At 69.6% G+C, this 15017-nt stretch carries 14 protein-coding genes; all 14 read left to right on the top strand.

The features are described 5' to 3' along the window. The first annotated feature begins 155 nt into the window (after positions 1 to 155). The 14 genes from LCL61_RS17725 to LCL61_RS17660 all read left to right on the top strand — a co-directional run bounded on the left by LCL61_RS17725 (position 156) and on the right by LCL61_RS17660 (position 14973). Positions 156 to 1526, top strand: coding sequence for a YcaO-like family protein (locus LCL61_RS17725; RefSeq protein ID WP_340687837.1), 1371 nt, complete (start codon positions 156 to 158; stop codon positions 1524 to 1526). Positions 1527 to 1558: 32 nt separating this feature from the next. Continuing rightward, on the top strand, positions 1559 to 2233 hold the full coding sequence (locus LCL61_RS17720) for a hypothetical protein (RefSeq protein WP_340687836.1): 675 nt from the start codon (positions 1559 to 1561) through the stop codon (positions 2231 to 2233). After that, positions 2230 to 4677: a hypothetical protein gene (locus tag LCL61_RS17715; protein ID WP_340687835.1), complete on the top strand. Its 2448-nt coding sequence runs from the start codon at positions 2230 to 2232 to the stop codon at positions 4675 to 4677. Before LCL61_RS17720 ends, LCL61_RS17715 begins: the two co-directional genes overlap by 4 nt. A 577-nt stretch (positions 4678 to 5254) precedes the next feature. Next, positions 5255 to 5434, top strand: a complete 180-nt coding sequence (locus tag LCL61_RS17710) for a hypothetical protein (RefSeq protein WP_039923942.1) — start codon at positions 5255 to 5257, stop codon at positions 5432 to 5434. Positions 5435 to 5492: 58 nt separating this feature from the next. Continuing rightward, on the top strand, positions 5493 to 5666 hold the full coding sequence (locus LCL61_RS17705) for a hypothetical protein (RefSeq protein WP_161630717.1): 174 nt from the start codon (positions 5493 to 5495) through the stop codon (positions 5664 to 5666). A 128-nt stretch (positions 5667 to 5794) separates the two neighbouring features. Further along, entirely contained in the window at positions 5795 to 5965 is a 171-nt protein-coding gene (locus tag LCL61_RS17700) for a hypothetical protein (protein ID WP_340687834.1), read from the top strand. Positions 5966 to 6052: 87 nt separating this feature from the next. Next, the gene (locus LCL61_RS17695) at positions 6053 to 7216 is read left to right on the top strand and encodes a hypothetical protein (protein ID WP_340687833.1); all 1164 of its coding nucleotides are present in this window, start codon (positions 6053 to 6055) and stop codon (positions 7214 to 7216) included. A gap of 73 nt (positions 7217 to 7289) precedes the next feature. Continuing rightward, positions 7290 to 7991, top strand: coding sequence for a DsbA family protein (locus LCL61_RS17690; protein WP_340687832.1), 702 nt, complete (start codon positions 7290 to 7292; stop codon positions 7989 to 7991). A gap of 34 nt (positions 7992 to 8025) precedes the next feature. After that, on the top strand, positions 8026 to 9354 hold the full coding sequence (locus LCL61_RS17685; protein WP_340687831.1) for a YcaO-like family protein: 1329 nt from the start codon (positions 8026 to 8028) through the stop codon (positions 9352 to 9354). Positions 9355 to 9379: 25 nt separating this feature from the next. Next, positions 9380 to 10012: a hypothetical protein gene (locus LCL61_RS17680; RefSeq protein WP_340687830.1), complete on the top strand. Its 633-nt coding sequence runs from the start codon at positions 9380 to 9382 to the stop codon at positions 10010 to 10012. Beyond that, a complete protein-coding gene (locus LCL61_RS17675; protein WP_340687829.1) occupies positions 10009 to 11439 on the top strand; it encodes a hypothetical protein in 1431 nt (476 codons plus the stop codon). Before LCL61_RS17680 ends, LCL61_RS17675 begins: the two co-directional genes overlap by 4 nt. Beyond that, positions 11436 to 11975 carry a hypothetical protein gene (locus LCL61_RS17670; protein ID WP_340687828.1) on the top strand — a complete coding sequence of 180 codons (540 nt, stop codon included), beginning with the start codon at positions 11436 to 11438 and terminating at the stop codon, positions 11973 to 11975. The genes LCL61_RS17675 and LCL61_RS17670 overlap by 4 nt, the downstream gene beginning before the upstream one ends. Beyond that, the gene (locus LCL61_RS17665) at positions 11972 to 12562 is read left to right on the top strand and encodes a TOMM precursor leader peptide-binding protein (protein WP_340687827.1); all 591 of its coding nucleotides are present in this window, start codon (positions 11972 to 11974) and stop codon (positions 12560 to 12562) included. Before LCL61_RS17670 ends, LCL61_RS17665 begins: the two co-directional genes overlap by 4 nt. Further along, positions 12559 to 14973: a hypothetical protein gene (locus tag LCL61_RS17660; protein WP_340687826.1), complete on the top strand. Its 2415-nt coding sequence runs from the start codon at positions 12559 to 12561 to the stop codon at positions 14971 to 14973. The genes LCL61_RS17665 and LCL61_RS17660 overlap by 4 nt, the downstream gene beginning before the upstream one ends. Positions 14974 to 15017: the final 44 nt, after the last annotated feature.

Below are 15017 nucleotides of genomic sequence, written 5' to 3'. Positions count from 1 at the left end.
GTGATCAGATCCGAATCTCTTTCGCATTTCAAGAAAGCGCTTACTCGCTCGATGGGCCGCTAGCAAAGCCGGTCAGAAGCAGACGATCGGCTGGTTCCACACCGCGGTAATCGAATACAGACTCCTCACAGGTGTGACGGAAAGAGTTGGTCGACATGCTGAACCTCGCACCGGCCGATACCACGGCCCCGGCTCTCGCGGCCGCCGCGCTGCGCGAACGATTGACTCCGCTCACGGGCCTGTTCGGCCCGATCTCGCCGCCGTTGAGATTGCCGGTACCGGAAGGGATCCCCGGCCTGCCGATCGCCAGCTCGGCCACCGGCGACCTGCGCTGGGTCCTGCCGGAGGTCGCCGCCTTCGCGGAGCGGACCGGCAGGCCGGCGACCGGTCTCGACGGCGCGGGCGGTGGTTTTGACGCCACCCTCGCCGAATGGGTGGCCGCCGCCGAGGCACTGGAGCGGTACTGCTCGGCCGTGTACAGCCGGGATCAGGTGATCACCGCGACCGCCGACGAGCTGGGGGCCGAAGCACTCGATCTGGACACCTTGCCCCGGCTTTCGGACCGGGAACTGGCCGACGCCCGGCATAAGGTCAGGCCGGCGCGCAAAGATCGGTCCCGCGCCTGGGTGCGTGGGGTGCGGCTGGCCGACGCCCGGCTCACCTGGATTCCCGCCGAGCTGGTCTGGCTCTATTTCGACGAACCCGGTGATCAGCAGCTCGCCGCGCCCAACAGCACCGGCTGCGCCATCCACACCGACCCGTGGCAAGCGCTGCTCAACGGGTTGCTCGAGGTGATCGAACGCGACGCCATCTCCATCGTCTGGCGGCAGCGGCTCCCGCTGCCCGAGATCGAGGTCGACGAAGCCTCTCCGGAGCTGAAGCGGCTGCTGGCACGGTTCGACGCCGACCCCGGCGTCTCGATGCGGCTGTTCGACGCGACCCTCGACCTCGGCGTTCCGACCGTCTACGCGGTCTACCAGGAGCACCACTCGACACGGCTGCGCCATGTGTTGGGCTGCGGGATCAACCCCGACCCGGGCAAGGCCGCGGCCAACGCGGTCCGGGAGGCCATCAGCTGCCGCCTCGCGCTCGACCACCAGGGTGCGGCGCCGACCGACCCCGGCACGATCCGCAACACTTTCGGCGGCGCGCTGTACATGGGTCTGCCCGAGCACGCCGAGGCCTTCGACTTCCTCGTCGGCCCGGACCGGGCGGGCGACACTGTCCCGCTGTCCGGAATCCGCTCCGCGATCACGGACAGCACCCCGAAGCGGTACCTGACCGAGCTGCTCACCCGGATGCGGGATTCCCGCCTGGACGTCTTCGCCGTCGACATCGGTTGCGACGAATCACGGGAAGCGGGATTCACCGCCGTCAAGGCCATCGTGCCCGGTCTGCAGCCACTCTCCTTCACCCACCGGGCCCAGTTCCTCGCCAGCCCACGCCTCTATGCCGCACCCGCGGCGTGCGGGTATCCGGTCCGACGGCTCGAAGACCTGAACCCCTGGCCCCAGCCCTTCGCCTGAGCACCGCCATCACCTTCCGAAAGGAGACTCAAATGCCCGGCTCACGTGAAGTGCTCGTTCTGCACGACGAAGGCTTCGGTACCGCGGTGGCGGAACGGCTCGGCGCCCTGCCTTCGGTGACGACCTCGGCCACCCCCGGCCTTCCGTCGCCCGACGAGGTTCCCGCGCGAAGCATCCTGGTGCTCGCGCTCAACCAGCCCGCGCCCCGGTTCGAACGGGAAGCGGACCGGCTCGCCTTGGCCCGTGACGCGTTCTTGATCCCGGTGGTCGCGAGCCACCAGGCGGTCCGGGTCGGGCCGGTGCTGGGCCCCGGCGCGCACGCGACCATGGACTGCCACTACCGCCGCACCCTCCAGCACCACACCACCACCGGTTCGCCCGAACTGCAGGCGGCCTACGACGAGGTCGAGCACCGCCACTCGGTCGGTTTCCTGCCGTCGCTCGTCGCTTCGGCGTCGTCGTGGGCCACCGCCGTGATCCACCGGCTCGCCGAAGGGAACCTGAGCGACCTGCAGCAGGTCGCCTTCTTCAGTGGCAACTCGCCCCGGATCGGCCGTCACCGGCTCACCGGCGTGCACGGCAACGCCAGATCCGCGGCCCCCGTGCCGGCCGAAGACCGGTCGTGGCGGGCCTTGCTTCCGCTGGCCCGCGAACTCGCACAGGACATTCCCGCGCCGGACGCCGTCACCGAAGGAGCAGCCAGGTGAGCCCAGCCACGACCACCCCGGACCGGATCGCCGCCACTCGCATGGGGCACGCGGTCGCGACCGACCCCCAGTTCACCCTTCCCACCAGGGCACGGAAACTCCCCGGCCTGGTCGAGGTCCCACTGCCGTCGGGATACCTCGTCGAGGGCGCCGCCGCCCGGCAGGTCTTCTCCGGCAAGGCCAGCGTCACCCTCCTGCCCCGGGTTCTCGGCCTGCTGGACGGGAACCGGACCTACGCCGAGATCGCCGCCACGGCCGGCATCGGTGAAGCCGACGTGGTGACCATCGTTTCCCTGCTCTACACCCGCGGCCTCGTCGAAGAAGGCCTCGACCCGGCCGTTCCCGCGGAACCCGTGCCACTGTGGCTGACCCGCCACATCGACTCGTCCCGGGTGCACCGGAGCGGCCACCGGGCTTGGCGGGAACTGCGCTCGGCACGAGTCGCGGTCGTGGCACCCCGAGACCTCGCCACGGAACTCACGGAACTCACGGAACTGCTCGTCGCGAACTCGGTCACGACCGAGGCCATTCCGGTACGGCCGGAGGACCGCCTCGACCCCGCCTGGATCCCCGACGACGTCACCCTCGTCATCGGCCTGACCGGCGAGGTGCGGACTCCCACCTGGCTGGCCGAACTCGACCGTCTCGTCGACGAACGCGGTGGGACGTGGCTTCGGGCCGCGCTGACCGGAAGCCTGCTGGAGCTGGGGCCGCGGTTCGACGCCAGGATCGGGTTGACTCTCGCCCGATGGGAACTCGGTGCGGCCTCCGCACCCGAAACCGAAGCCGAACCCGGCGATGCCGCGGACGCCGTCCGCTCCGTCGCGCTGGCGGTACTGGCCACCGAGATCACCAACGCGGTTTCGAGAATGGGCAACGGCGAGACCCTCAACACGGCGCTGCGCATCGACCTGAACACCGGCGAAACGACCGAACTCGCGGTCGCGCCGGGACCGATCGCGACGCTGCCCCAGCACGATGGCCGGACACATTCGCTCGCGATCACCTTCGACGAGATGGTCCGCTTCCCGCCGAAGGACCAGGCTTCGCCCAAGGGCCACCTCATGCACTACGTGCCCGCGAACACCGCCAAACAGTACGACCACAAGATCTACTCGCCGTCGGCCCGGCTCCCGCTTCCCAAGGTCAATGTCGTCGATCTCGCCGCCTTGGCCACGGCGGCGGCGGCAGTGGAAATCGACCGGCTCGTGCTGGCCGTCCGCACGGCCTTCGGCCTGCAGCCCGGCGGCGCAGACCGTGGCGACCGGCATGTGCACCGCTACCACGCGACCGGCGGCAACCTGGGCTCGCCGCAGGCCTACCTCGCCATCCGCGACGTCGGCGGGCTGCCCACCGGCTGGTGGCACTACGACCCGTTCACCCATGAACTGGTCGCGGTGGCACCGTTCGACGACGAGAGCACGAACTGGCTCGACAACGCCGCGCCCGGGGCGCCCGCCGTGGTCGTCAGCGCGGGCGCGCTGAGCCGGGTCGCCGCGAAGTACGGTCCGTTCGCCACCCGCGTCATCCATATGGACGCCGGGGTCTCTCTGCACCAGCTCGGTGAAACCTGCCGCCTCGTCGGTCTGTCCGCGCAACGGATCGGCAAGGTCCGCTTCGAGGACGTGGCCCGGCTGCTCGGACTCGACCCGGCGAAGGACCCTGTGACCGAAATCGTCCGGATCGACCCGGCGAACGACGCGCCCGCAGCACAGGCCGGCACAGGGTCCGCCTTCACCACGGACGCCCGTGTCGACAGTGGACTCGACTTCCTTGTTTCCAGGCCCATCGGGTCGCGGGAAGAGGTGATGACGGAGTTCGTCCGGGAGCTGCAGGAGCAGCCGGCCCCGCCCGCCCTCGGCAGGCTGGGCGGCGCGTCCTGGTCGCCGGCGGCCTACGCCATGGCCTTGACCAACCGGCATGGCGGCCGTGTCTACGGGCCCGGCGACATCGACGGCGAGGAGCTCGCGGTTCTGCTGCGCCGGGCGGACCGGGCAGGCAGCCTCGGCTGGAGCGAACCCGGCACCGGAAGGCTCGGCTACCTGATCCTGGCGCAGCGGGTGACCGGATTGACGCCAGGCTTCCACCGGTTCGATCCGGCCCGAGGTTTCAGCGAGGTCGCGGAACTGCCAGCGGACCATCCGGTCGACCAGATGGTGCTGCAGGCGGAATTCGCCGGCGCCGCGGCGATCGGGGTCGTGGTCGGACGTACTCCGCACGCCGTGCACGAACTCGGGGCACACGGCTACCGGATCCTGCTGGCCAGGGGATCCGCTGCGGTCAACGAGGTCTGGCTCGGCGCACTCGCCACCGGCCGGGAAGCCTGCGGATTCGCCGGGCTGATCCCGCACGCGCTCACCGCGCACGGGCGCCTCGACCTTCGCGAGGAGGTGCCGTTGTTCACGTTCGCCGTCGGCACCGCGCCATATTCGGGATTCCGGTAATTAAATGCATTAGCCGCGCAGGAAGCTGCATCTTTTCCCGGCGAACGCTCGTTGATTACCCCCGGGCACACACTTACAATAATTCCAGCACCCCATCGAAATTGCCACTCTTCGTGGCGATGATCACCGGCTTTCCGACCCTAGGGTGCGATCACCGAAACCCAGAGAACAGAAAGAGTTCCGTTATGGAAGAAACCGCCACGAGCACTCTCGACCTGTGGGCCGAGGAAAGCGTGGACACCATTGCGGCCGACTGCTGCAAGGGAACCGCCTCCACCCTGAGCAGCCCCATCCTCAGTGCCGGAACCGCCAGCACCGAGTGCCCGTAACGCTCTGACCAAACCACTCGTCTCCCCTGGAGAAACAAATGGAAATCGGCTCCGTCGAACCACAGGAACAACTGGACCTTTGGGCAGAAGAGTCCGACACCGAAACCGCTGCCGGCTATTGCTGCGCCACGAGCGCGGGCACCGTGGGCACCGTCAGCTGCCCGAGTTCTGCGTCTACTTTCGCCAGCGCCGCCTGTGCGTGCTGACCGCTGAAAACACCTGATTTTCAGTCAAGACAGGAGACAGAAATGGAAATCATCGCCACCGAACAGGATCTGACGCTCGACCTGTGGGCGGAAGAGAGCGGGGCGAACATCGCCGCGGACGGTTGCTGCACCAACTCTGCCGCCACCGCCGGTAGCGCGAGCAGCTTCGGCAGCACGGCCAGTTCCGCCAGTTCCGCCAGCACCGGCAGCACCGGCTGCTGAAACTTTCCGGACAAACCTGTGGCCGGTCTCGCCGGCTTAACTACCCGAAGGAGAACAAATGGACATCGAGCTGAACTCCGACAACGCACTGGATCTGTGGGTCGAAGACAACGCGACCACCGTCGCCGCCGACTGCTGCAAGGGATGCGCCGCCACCACATCCAGCTTCAGCACGGCCCCCTCGACCGCCGGGTCGATCGCCAGCGCGGGCTGCGCCTCGACCACGTGCTGAGTGTGCTTTAGTCGCCGATCGCGGTGAAACGGGTGGGTGGCCGGCACGGCCCACGTCCCCACCGGCCACCCACCTCGTGTTCTTTTCGTATCTCGAATCGCCGGAATCTGAGGAGACAGGAGCAAATTATGGACACGAACCTCAAGACCGCAGAGGCGGACCTGGAACTCTGGGCCGAAGAACCCGCGAACAACACGGCGGCCGACTGCACCATGTCGACCGGGGCCTGCGCGGGTACCGCCAGCACACCGATTCTTTGCGCCGCCTGCGGAAGCTCCGCCGGTTCTTCCTGCCCCTGACGGTTTGGGTGGCCGGCACGGCCCACACGCCCACCGGCCACCCGCCCTTTCCCTTTCCCATCAGCCTCGAAGTCCCGGAGGGTCACCATGTCCACCACCGTCGAACCGCCCACCCCCGGCGCGCAGACCGCCGCTACGGCGTCCGTGGTCGCTGACGCGCGGTGGCCCGCCGAGGACGACGTCCTCCGGCTCAACCCCGGTGTCGAACTGCTCACCGGCGCGGACGGCCGCTCGATGCTGTTCGACGAGGCGAGCGGCAAGTACACCTTCGTCAGCAACGGCACCTGCCAGCTGGTCCCCCAGCTCACCGCGGGTGTCCGCTACGACAAGCTGCTCGACGGGCTGGCCCGGCGCAGCGGCGCCCCGCTCGACAAGGTCGACGAGGCGTTACGCCTCTTGGTCCACGACCTCGCCAGGCTCGAGCTGCTCGACGGCGTGGTTCCGGCCACCGACGGGATCACCACCCGGGTGGCCCGCTCCCAGATCAAGATGCCGCACGCGCGGCTGCCCATCTCCACCGAACGCGCCGATCGCGTGTTCGCCGCCATCGCCCGGCCCTTCCGCGGCCGCGTGGGCGGGATGGCGCTCGGCGCGATCGGGTTGCTCGGCGCGACGGGCCTGCTGGCCGCGGTGCTGACGCTGATCCTCCACCCGATCACGCCTGACCTTTCGGCGATCTGGGTGGTGTACCTCATCATGATCCCGCAAACCTTGTTGCACGAAACGAGCCACGGTGTGCTGTGCCGCTACTACGGTGTGCCCGCCCGCGAAGTCGGTGTCGCGCTGTGGCTTTACGTGATGCCGATCGGCTACGTCGACCGGTCCGACGCCGTTCGCCTGCGGGGGCGCTGGCCCCGGATCGCGATCCTGCTCGCCGGTCCCGCCTTCGACGGCATCGTGCTCGGCACGACGGCCACCCTGCTGCTCACCGGAACCGGTGACCCTGGGTTGCTGGGCACCATACTGATGTTCCAGACCGTGATGATGGTGATGAACTTCAATCCCATGCTGCCGACCGATGGACAGCAGGTACTCGAGAACGCGCTCGGCAAGCTGAACCTGCGCAGCCGCGCGATGACCTACGTGCTGCATCGGGTGTTGCGCAGGCCGCTGCCCAGCGCCCTGCGCCGGTCCACCGCCGGTGAACGGACGTTGTTCTGGGGATACGGCGTCGCCTGCCTCGCCTACACGCTGCTGATCTTCGGCCTCGTCGGCACGACCCTCTACAAGCTGGCCGGCGAACTCTTCTGACCCCCTCACTTCGCGGGCCCGCGTCGAGCACCGCCATCGACGCGGGCCTGCGAGCCCAAGACCGGGAGACGACATGACCCAGACCAAACCGCCCGCGCGGCGTAAGACCACGCCTGCGGTCAAGGCGATCATCGTGCTGGTCATCGCGGTCGTCGTCGGCGGTGGCCTGTACCTTCAGCTACGGAACAGCAGCGCCGAAGCCGACGGCTACGGTCCGCCGCGGACAGCGGCCAGGATCAGCTCCCCCGGTGTCATCTCGCTGGGCGCGGCGGACGCACCGAACAAAGTGGACGTTTACGAGGATCCACTGTGCCCGTACTGCGCCAGGTTCGAGCACCGCTTCGGTCAGCTACTCGCCAAAGCGATCGACGAAGGCAGGGCGAAGGTCGACTACCACGTGCTGACCTTCCTGGACGACAAGTCGAAATCCGGCGACTACTCCACCAGGGCGGCCTCGGCCATGCTGTGCGCCAGCCAAGCTGACGGCACCTCCTTCGGTCGGCTGCATGGACACCTGATGTCGCCGGACAACCAGCCGAAGGAACACGGCGAAGCCGACCGCACCGACGAGGAGCTGATCAGGTTCGCCGCGGAGGCGGGCGCCACGAGCGGCGTCGCGGAGTGCCTGCGCGGGGGCACGTTCGCGGCCTCGTTGCAGGAGACCACCGCCGCCGTGCGTCCCACCATCGCGGGCACGCCCTCCGTGCGGATCAACGGCACGCTCATCGCGCCGGGCGATCTCAACGACGGCGACTGGGCGGATCCGTTGCGATGAAAGCCGGCAACCGTACGGCGGAAGGGTTACCACGATGACGTCGCCCATCCCACTCCCCGACCGGCTCGCGCCGCTCGTGGACAACTCACTCGGCCTCGTCGCCGAACCTGCGCTGCTACCCTTTCCGCCCGGCTCGGGGGTCATGCCCATCGCGTCCGCCTACCTGGGCGATGGAAAGGCCGCCGTGCCCGCGATCCGCCGCTATGCCCAGTGGTCCCGGTCGGCGCCGGAGGCGATGGACGGCAGCGGCGGCGGTTTCGACGTCGAGCTCGCCAAAGCCGTCGCGGTGGCCGAGGCGCTGGAACGCTACTGCTCGACCGTGCACGACCCGGCGGACATGCGCTGGGCGACCGCGCTCGAACTCGGTGACGAAGCACTCGACCTGGACACCCTGCCCCGGCTGTCGGAAACCGAACTGGCGCTTCCCGGGCAGCACACCCAGCTCGCCGCGAAGGACGTACCCCGCAACTGGGTACGCGGTGTCCGGCTGCGCGACGGGAAGCCCATGTGGGTACCGGCACCGCTGGTCTACCTGTTCTACATCCCCGCCGCCGAGGAGAACATCGCCAACCCGATCTCGACCGGCTGCGCCGTGCACTCCGATCCGGCGCTGTCGATCGTCAAGGGGCTCGTCGAGGTGATCGAGCGGGACGCCACCGCGCTCACCTGGCACCAGCGGCTGCCGCTGCCGGAGATCGAGGTCGACATCGGCGGCCCCGAGCTGCAGGAGCTCGTCGCCGCCTACGAGCGTCATCCGTACGTCGACGTCCGGCTTTTCGACGCCACCACGGACGTCGGCGTGCCGTCGATCTTCGCGGTCCGGGTCGACCGGCGAAGCACGGCCGTGAAGCACGTGGCGATCTGTGCCTCGAACATGGATCCGGTGCAGGCCGCCGTGAACGCGTTCCGGGAGGTCCTGTCCTGCCACATCTCCTTCCTGCCCCAGATCGGCAGTGCCCCCGAAAGCGCCGAGGACTGCTATCGCACGATGGACGGCGCGCTGTTCACCGCGCACGCCGACCGTTCGGAAGCCTTCGAGTTCCTGCTCTCCGGCACGCGCAAGCGGCCGCTGTCGGCGCTGCCCGCCCCGCCCGCCGGGAATTCGGCGGAGTCGTTGCGCTGGCTGTCGGACCGGCTGACGGCGGCGGGCACGGACGCGTACGTGGTCGACCTGACCACCGACGAGGCCGCCGCGGTCGGGATGACCGCGGTCAAGGCGATCGTGCCGGGACTGCAGCCGATGTCGTTCGTCCGCAAGGCCCAGTTCCTCGCGCATCCCCGGCTCTACACCGCCCCGGCGGCGATGGGGTACCCAGTGCACGACGAAGCCGACCTCAACCCCTGGCCGCAACCCATCGCCTGAGACGGGACCGAAGAGAGGAGACATCGTGAGCGTCCTCGTACTGCACGACGACGACTTCGGCGCGGCGGTGGCCACCAGACTGCGTTCGGCGCGACCGGACGCGACCGCGCACCGGCTCGGCGGCTGGCCCGACCTCGGGTCGCTGGACGCCCTGATCGCCGAGTACGAGCGGATCGTCTTCGCCTGGAGCCGCCCGGTGCGGCGGCTCGAGTCCGCTGTGGACAGTGCGGTGCTCCGGCACGGCAAGACGCTGCTGCCCGTCGTCGCCGAAGGTTTGACGACCCGGGTCGGGCCGCTGCTCGGCCCGCGCGCCGAGGCGACCGTCGACTGCTACTACCGGAGGCGTGCCCAGCGGATGGGCGCGCATACCGACCTCGGCTTGGTGCACGACCATTTCGACGACCATCCCGAGGGCGAACCGGCCGGGTACCTCGGCGCCACGGTCGCCATAGTGTGCGGGCTGACCGGACGGATGCTCGACGGCGACGCGGCCGAGCCCAGGGTGGTGCTGGTGCAGCCGCATCTCGGCGAAGCGACGAGCTCGGTGCTGCTCGGGGTGCACGGGAACGCCCGGTCACAGTCCCCCGTTCCTCCCGAGCAGCGGACTTTCGCCCGGCTGCGCGGGATCATCCTGGACGCGATGGAGGCGACGGCATGATCACGACCGTCCAGCGGACCACCGCCGCCGAAGCGCTGCGCGAGGCCGAATCCGGGCCGGGTACCGGGTTTCCCTGCCTGCTGCCCGGTATCTCCCTCATCCCGACACGCACCGGCTCGCTGGCCTTCGGCGCCGCCCAGCCGCAGGTGTTCGGCGGCAAGGCGGCGCACACCGTCCTGCCCGCCGTGCTGCGTGCGATGGACGGGACCCGCGACACGTCCGCGATAGCCGAATTGCTCGGCCTGCCGGTGAAGACCGTGGACGCGGTGCACGCTCTCGCGCGCTCCCGCGACCTTATCTGTTCCGGGCCGGTTCCCGGCGACCACTCCGGACGTTGGCTAGCCCGGTCCGGCACGGCGACCGCCAAGGTACGAGACGCGGATTCCGGTGACCGCCGGGGAACCCGGGTGAAACTCACCGGCGATCCAGTCCTCACCGCTGAGCTCGGCGAACTGCTCGCCCTCGACGGTGTGCGGGGCGAAGTCGTGGACCGGGCCGGATGCACGGATTCCGATCTCGTCCTCGTCGTGCTGAACGGCGAGGAGCCCATGGTCGAACTCGCCGCGCTCGATCGTGAGCTCACCGCCGCGGGCGTCCCGTGGCTCCGGGTGCTCGTCCATGAGGGCGGAGCGGAGGTCGGTCCGCGGTTCGCCCCGCGTGACGAACTGCGCTACGCCGACTGGTGGCCGGTCAACCCGCCCCCGGCTGCCGCTGCCCTCGCCTCGCCGGGACGGGACGCCGCCCTCGGTTTCGCCGCGCTCGAGATCATCAATCTGCTGAGCGGCGCCGGACGTCCGGTCTCCATGTCGGCGGTCGCCGAATTCGACGCGGCCAACGGCTCCTATCGCCGTCGCCCACGCGCACCCCGGCCGGGCGACGGAGAATCCCTCTGCCTCGCGCTGGATCACGTCGCCCGTCAGTCCATTCCGGACGGTCAGCTGCCGCAGTTCCTTCTCGCCCCCGAACCCGATCCGGCGGCAATCGAACCGGTGGACGGCCAGGAACTGACGCGGCTGCTGGACGCGGCCTTCCCCGGTGGCGTCGACCGATCGCTCAACGCCTATGTGCTCGGTGAGAAGGACCGGGCGCACCTTTATCTCCCGGAGAAGGCGGGGCTCATCGACCTCGCCGGGGTCGCGGACGTGACCCGGTGGCGCCGAGAGCACGCCGACGACGCTTTCGCCGTGATCGCGGTATCGGTGACGGTGCCCGCCCATTCGAACGGGACGACGGTCCGCGATGGCCTCTTGCACACCGGCGCCGCCGTACAGCGGCTGCTCGCGGTCGCCGCCGACCTGGGCCTGCGCGCGCGGGACGGTCTCAGCGGATCCCTCGGTGACCTCGGCGACGCGCTCGGCCTGCTCCCGCACGCCGAGACACTGCTCGAAATCGTGGTACTGGACCGGGAATCGGGAGACGAACGATGAGCACGCACCCGTACGCACCTGAAAGCCAGGCCGCGCTCTCGGATCTGCTGCGCGCCGAACTCGCCGCCGCACCGCTGCCGCGCGCTTCCGGCCCTCGGCCGCGCGGCCGCGGTATGTGGGAGGTCCGGCTGGTCGACGGCAGGCTGACCGCGGACGCGATAGGATGGATCCTCGACGCCGCCACGCCGGACTCGGACGTGCTCCGGTTCACCGTCGCCGCCCGCGACGTCGACGGGCTCGACACCGGTTGGTACGAATTCCGCGAAGGCGCCTTCCACGCTGTGAAGATCGCCGACGAGTTGACGGCCCCTCCCGCGACGGTGTTGGTCTCCGGCGGCCTGGAAGCGATCCGTGAGGGCGGCGTCCATCTGTGGCGTCGCGCGCTGCTCGCGACCGGGTCGGCCGGTGAGGTGGCCAGATCCCACGCCAACACCGTTGGTTACGCCTTCCGGACGATCGCCGCCGATCGGATCGTGAGCGACGCGGATTTCCGTATCCAGGCCTGGGCTTTCGCCCCGGCGGACGGAACATCGTGAACCCCGTCATCCACACCACCCCGCACGGTGCCGGACTGTGGCTGTACGGCGCGGGCGCGTTCGGCGAGCGGGTGCTCGGCGGACTCGACGACCGCCGCACCGGAAGATTGCGGTTGCTGGCAGGCGTGACCCAGACCGCGCGACTCGGCCTTTTCGAGACAGTCGCGGCACGAGCCGGAGCCCTCCGCCTGCCGTGGCTGCCTCTCGTGCTGGACGGAACGACGTTGTACTGCGGGCCGGTGACGGGAGCGGGCACCGGCCCCTGCCCGGACTGCGCAGGCAAGCGGCGCCGTCAGCATTCCCAGCGTGCCCGGCTTTCCGCTTTGCCGGCCCCGGCCGAAGAACACGCGTTCCTGCCTGAACACGGCAAGCTCGCGATCGCCTTGCTCCACGCCGTCACGCGGGCCTTCACCGACGACGGCGAGACGGCCGACATCCACGAGATCGACCTGGTGCACGGCACCTACGGCAAGCACCGGGTGATTCCCGTCCACGGCTGTCCCGGCTGCGACCCGCCGGGGTCGGCGGACCGGTCATGGGAGCGGCTGGCCGCAGGCCTGGGCATACGTACGGAGGTAGCCGGATGACCACGCACCAGCACTTCGCCGTCACGGTGGCACCGGACACTTCCGCCGCCTTCTCCCCGTGGACGCTCGCACGGGTCGGCGGCCTGTCGGCGCGGACGTGCACGCTGGTCGGCGGCCGGACCGAGAAACTGTTGCGGCGCGCGGAAAAGCTGGCCGAGGAGCAGGCGTCGATCGGCGCGTCGCTGGCGGACGTCTGCTACGAGCTGGTGCCGGCGCTCGACACCACTCCGGCGTTGCGCCGGGTGGCGCTGGCCGTGAAACGTGCCGCGTTCCAAAGCGCCACGCTGCCCGCGGACGCCGACGACCTCTCGAACCACCTGCCAGCGGACGCCCTCAAGCTGCTCGCGGCCTACCACCGGAGGACCGAGGAAACCGCGGAGTTGCGGCGGGAGCTGGCTTCATCCGTCGCCCTCGATAGTGAACAGGCGCGCGCGACGCTGGTCGCGCAACTGGACCACGAGCCGTTCGTCCGCTCACTCGCCCTGGCCGCGCCGGAATGGACGCGACACGGCTTGGGCAAGGCGCGGGAAGGCAAACTGGACAACCGCAACCTGCGCACGCTGTACTCCTACGTCACCCGGACCGCCGTCAAGACCAGCCCCTACTCCCGGCTGACGACCGTGTCGATGCCAGGCGTCGCCGGCACGGGATCCCGCAGCTACTCCGGAGCGGCGCTGGCCCAGCTGGCCTTGCGGGCCGCCGCCCGCGACCGAGAACTCGCGCCACTGCTGCGGTACCGCGTGGCCGCGCACACGAGCGTCCGTCCCGGTGGCTTCGTCCTGCTCACCGAGGCCGGAGGCCAAGGACCCATGTCATGGTTGTCGCCGTTCACCGGCCACGACGCCGCCGCGCCCGCCTGGCTGTTCCAGGCGGACAATGAGCGGGACCACACCTTCGCCGAACTCCGCGAGCTGATGGGCGGACGTGACTCATGGGCAAGGTACCTGCGCATGCTCGACAGCGGCTGGATCCACCCGGTCGTCTGCTCGCCGGGCACCGGTGATCCGCTCCAAGGGCTTGCCGACACGCTGTCGGCCGCCGAAGGTCACCCGATGCCAGTCCGCCTGCACCGCCTGCACCGGTCCATCAACAGGCTGGCCGACGCCGCGCTGCCCGAGCGAACGGCGACGATCGCCGCCGCGAAGGAGACACAGGCGGAGTGGCGGGCGGCGAGCGGCATCCGGATGTGGACACCCGACCTCGTCTACGAAGACGCCGCGACCGGGTTCGGCGTGCCGGATCCGCTCGACGCTGAACTGGGAGGGGAACTGAGCGCTTACGCGTCGGAGCTGCGGCCGCATCTGTTCCGCAGCCACCTCTACGACTTCCTGCTCGAAGCGTTCGTCTCCCGGTTCGGCCGCGGCGGCCGTTGCACAGACTTGTTCGGCTTCCTCGCCGCGCTCACCGTCGAAGACCGAGCCTCCCTGCCGCTGTCCCAAGCCTTTTCACGCGACAGGAGCCGGGCGGACGCCACCCGCCGGGCAGACCTCCCGGTCGGCCGGACCAGCGCTCCGCCGTCGGTCGCCGTGCTCTTCCAGGAAGCGGACACCGAAGAGGGCCGGGTGCCGGTGGTGAACCAGCTCTGCGACGGCGTCGGCGGGATGGTCAGCAGGTTCACCGACGTACTCGGCGACCCGCTTTCCGATGCCCTGGGCGAGTGGTCTTCCGCTATGTGGCCGGGAATCGCCCGCTATGAACTGGTCAACAGCCGCGCGTGCACGACGGCCCAGTACACCGCCGCGGGCCGTCTGCCCGCGCTGATCGTCCCTGGCGAAGGGATGCCCGCCAGGCCCGGGGATCTCCCGCTGGAACGCGCCACGCTGATCCACGACGCGGACCGCGGCGTGCTGGAACTGCTCGGCCCCGACGGCAGACCGTTCGGCCTTGCCTACCTCGGCCTGATCCCGCCGCATCTGAGCAGCGGGCTCCCCCGGCTGCTGACCATCCTCGCCAACCCCTGGGTGGCACCGCACGAGTTCGGGGACCGGCAGCTGACCAGCCTGCGGCCCGGAGAGTCGGAGGTCATCGCGCGGCCGCGGAAAACCGTGGGCCGCACGGTCGTCGAACGAGCGAACTGGCTGTGCCACGTGGACCGACTTCCGTTGCCGGTCAAGGGAGAACACGAGAGCGAGACGGTGCTGCGAGCCCATCGCTGGCGGCGCGAACACGGTATCCCGGCGGAAGTGTTCTGCCGCCGGATCGACGACTTCACCGCGAAACCGCTGTGGGCCGATCTCCGCAGTGCGGTCTCGCTCGCGGTCCTGCAGCAGGAACTGGCCGGCTCCGTGCCGGTCAGGATCACCGAGGCGCTACCGGGACTCGGACAGCACCGGCTGCGCGGGCCGTCCGGCGAAAGCCTCGCGTGCGAGTACGTCGTGGGCCTGCGTTGGCCGCGGCCGGACGCCCACTGAGCGGACTGATCGGCTGCAGGTTCTTTGCAGGCTCCGTGAGCAAA

It is taken from the genome of Amycolatopsis coloradensis, assembly GCF_037997115.1.
Taxonomy (GTDB): Bacteria; Actinomycetota; Actinomycetes; order Mycobacteriales; family Pseudonocardiaceae; genus Amycolatopsis; species Amycolatopsis coloradensis_A.
This window is presented reverse-complemented; position numbering and strand designations above follow the sequence as displayed.

Coding starts and splice junctions, on each gene's coding strand:
- LCL61_RS17725 (WP_340687837.1), top strand. CDS start 156: ATGCTGAACCTCGCACCGGCCGATACCACGGCCCCGGCTCTCGCGGCC.
- LCL61_RS17720 (WP_340687836.1), top strand. CDS start 1,559: ATGCCCGGCTCACGTGAAGTGCTCGTTCTGCACGACGAAGGCTTCGGT.
- LCL61_RS17710 (WP_039923942.1), top strand. CDS start 5,255: ATGGAAATCATCGCCACCGAACAGGATCTGACGCTCGACCTGTGGGCG.
- LCL61_RS17705 (WP_161630717.1), top strand. CDS start 5,493: ATGGACATCGAGCTGAACTCCGACAACGCACTGGATCTGTGGGTCGAA.
- LCL61_RS17700 (WP_340687834.1), top strand. CDS start 5,795: ATGGACACGAACCTCAAGACCGCAGAGGCGGACCTGGAACTCTGGGCC.
- LCL61_RS17695 (WP_340687833.1), top strand. CDS start 6,053: ATGTCCACCACCGTCGAACCGCCCACCCCCGGCGCGCAGACCGCCGCT.
- LCL61_RS17690 (WP_340687832.1), top strand. CDS start 7,290: ATGACCCAGACCAAACCGCCCGCGCGGCGTAAGACCACGCCTGCGGTC.
- LCL61_RS17685 (WP_340687831.1), top strand. CDS start 8,026: ATGACGTCGCCCATCCCACTCCCCGACCGGCTCGCGCCGCTCGTGGAC.
- LCL61_RS17675 (WP_340687829.1), top strand. CDS start 10,009: ATGATCACGACCGTCCAGCGGACCACCGCCGCCGAAGCGCTGCGCGAG.
- LCL61_RS17670 (WP_340687828.1), top strand. CDS start 11,436: ATGAGCACGCACCCGTACGCACCTGAAAGCCAGGCCGCGCTCTCGGAT.
- LCL61_RS17660 (WP_340687826.1), top strand. CDS start 12,559: ATGACCACGCACCAGCACTTCGCCGTCACGGTGGCACCGGACACTTCC.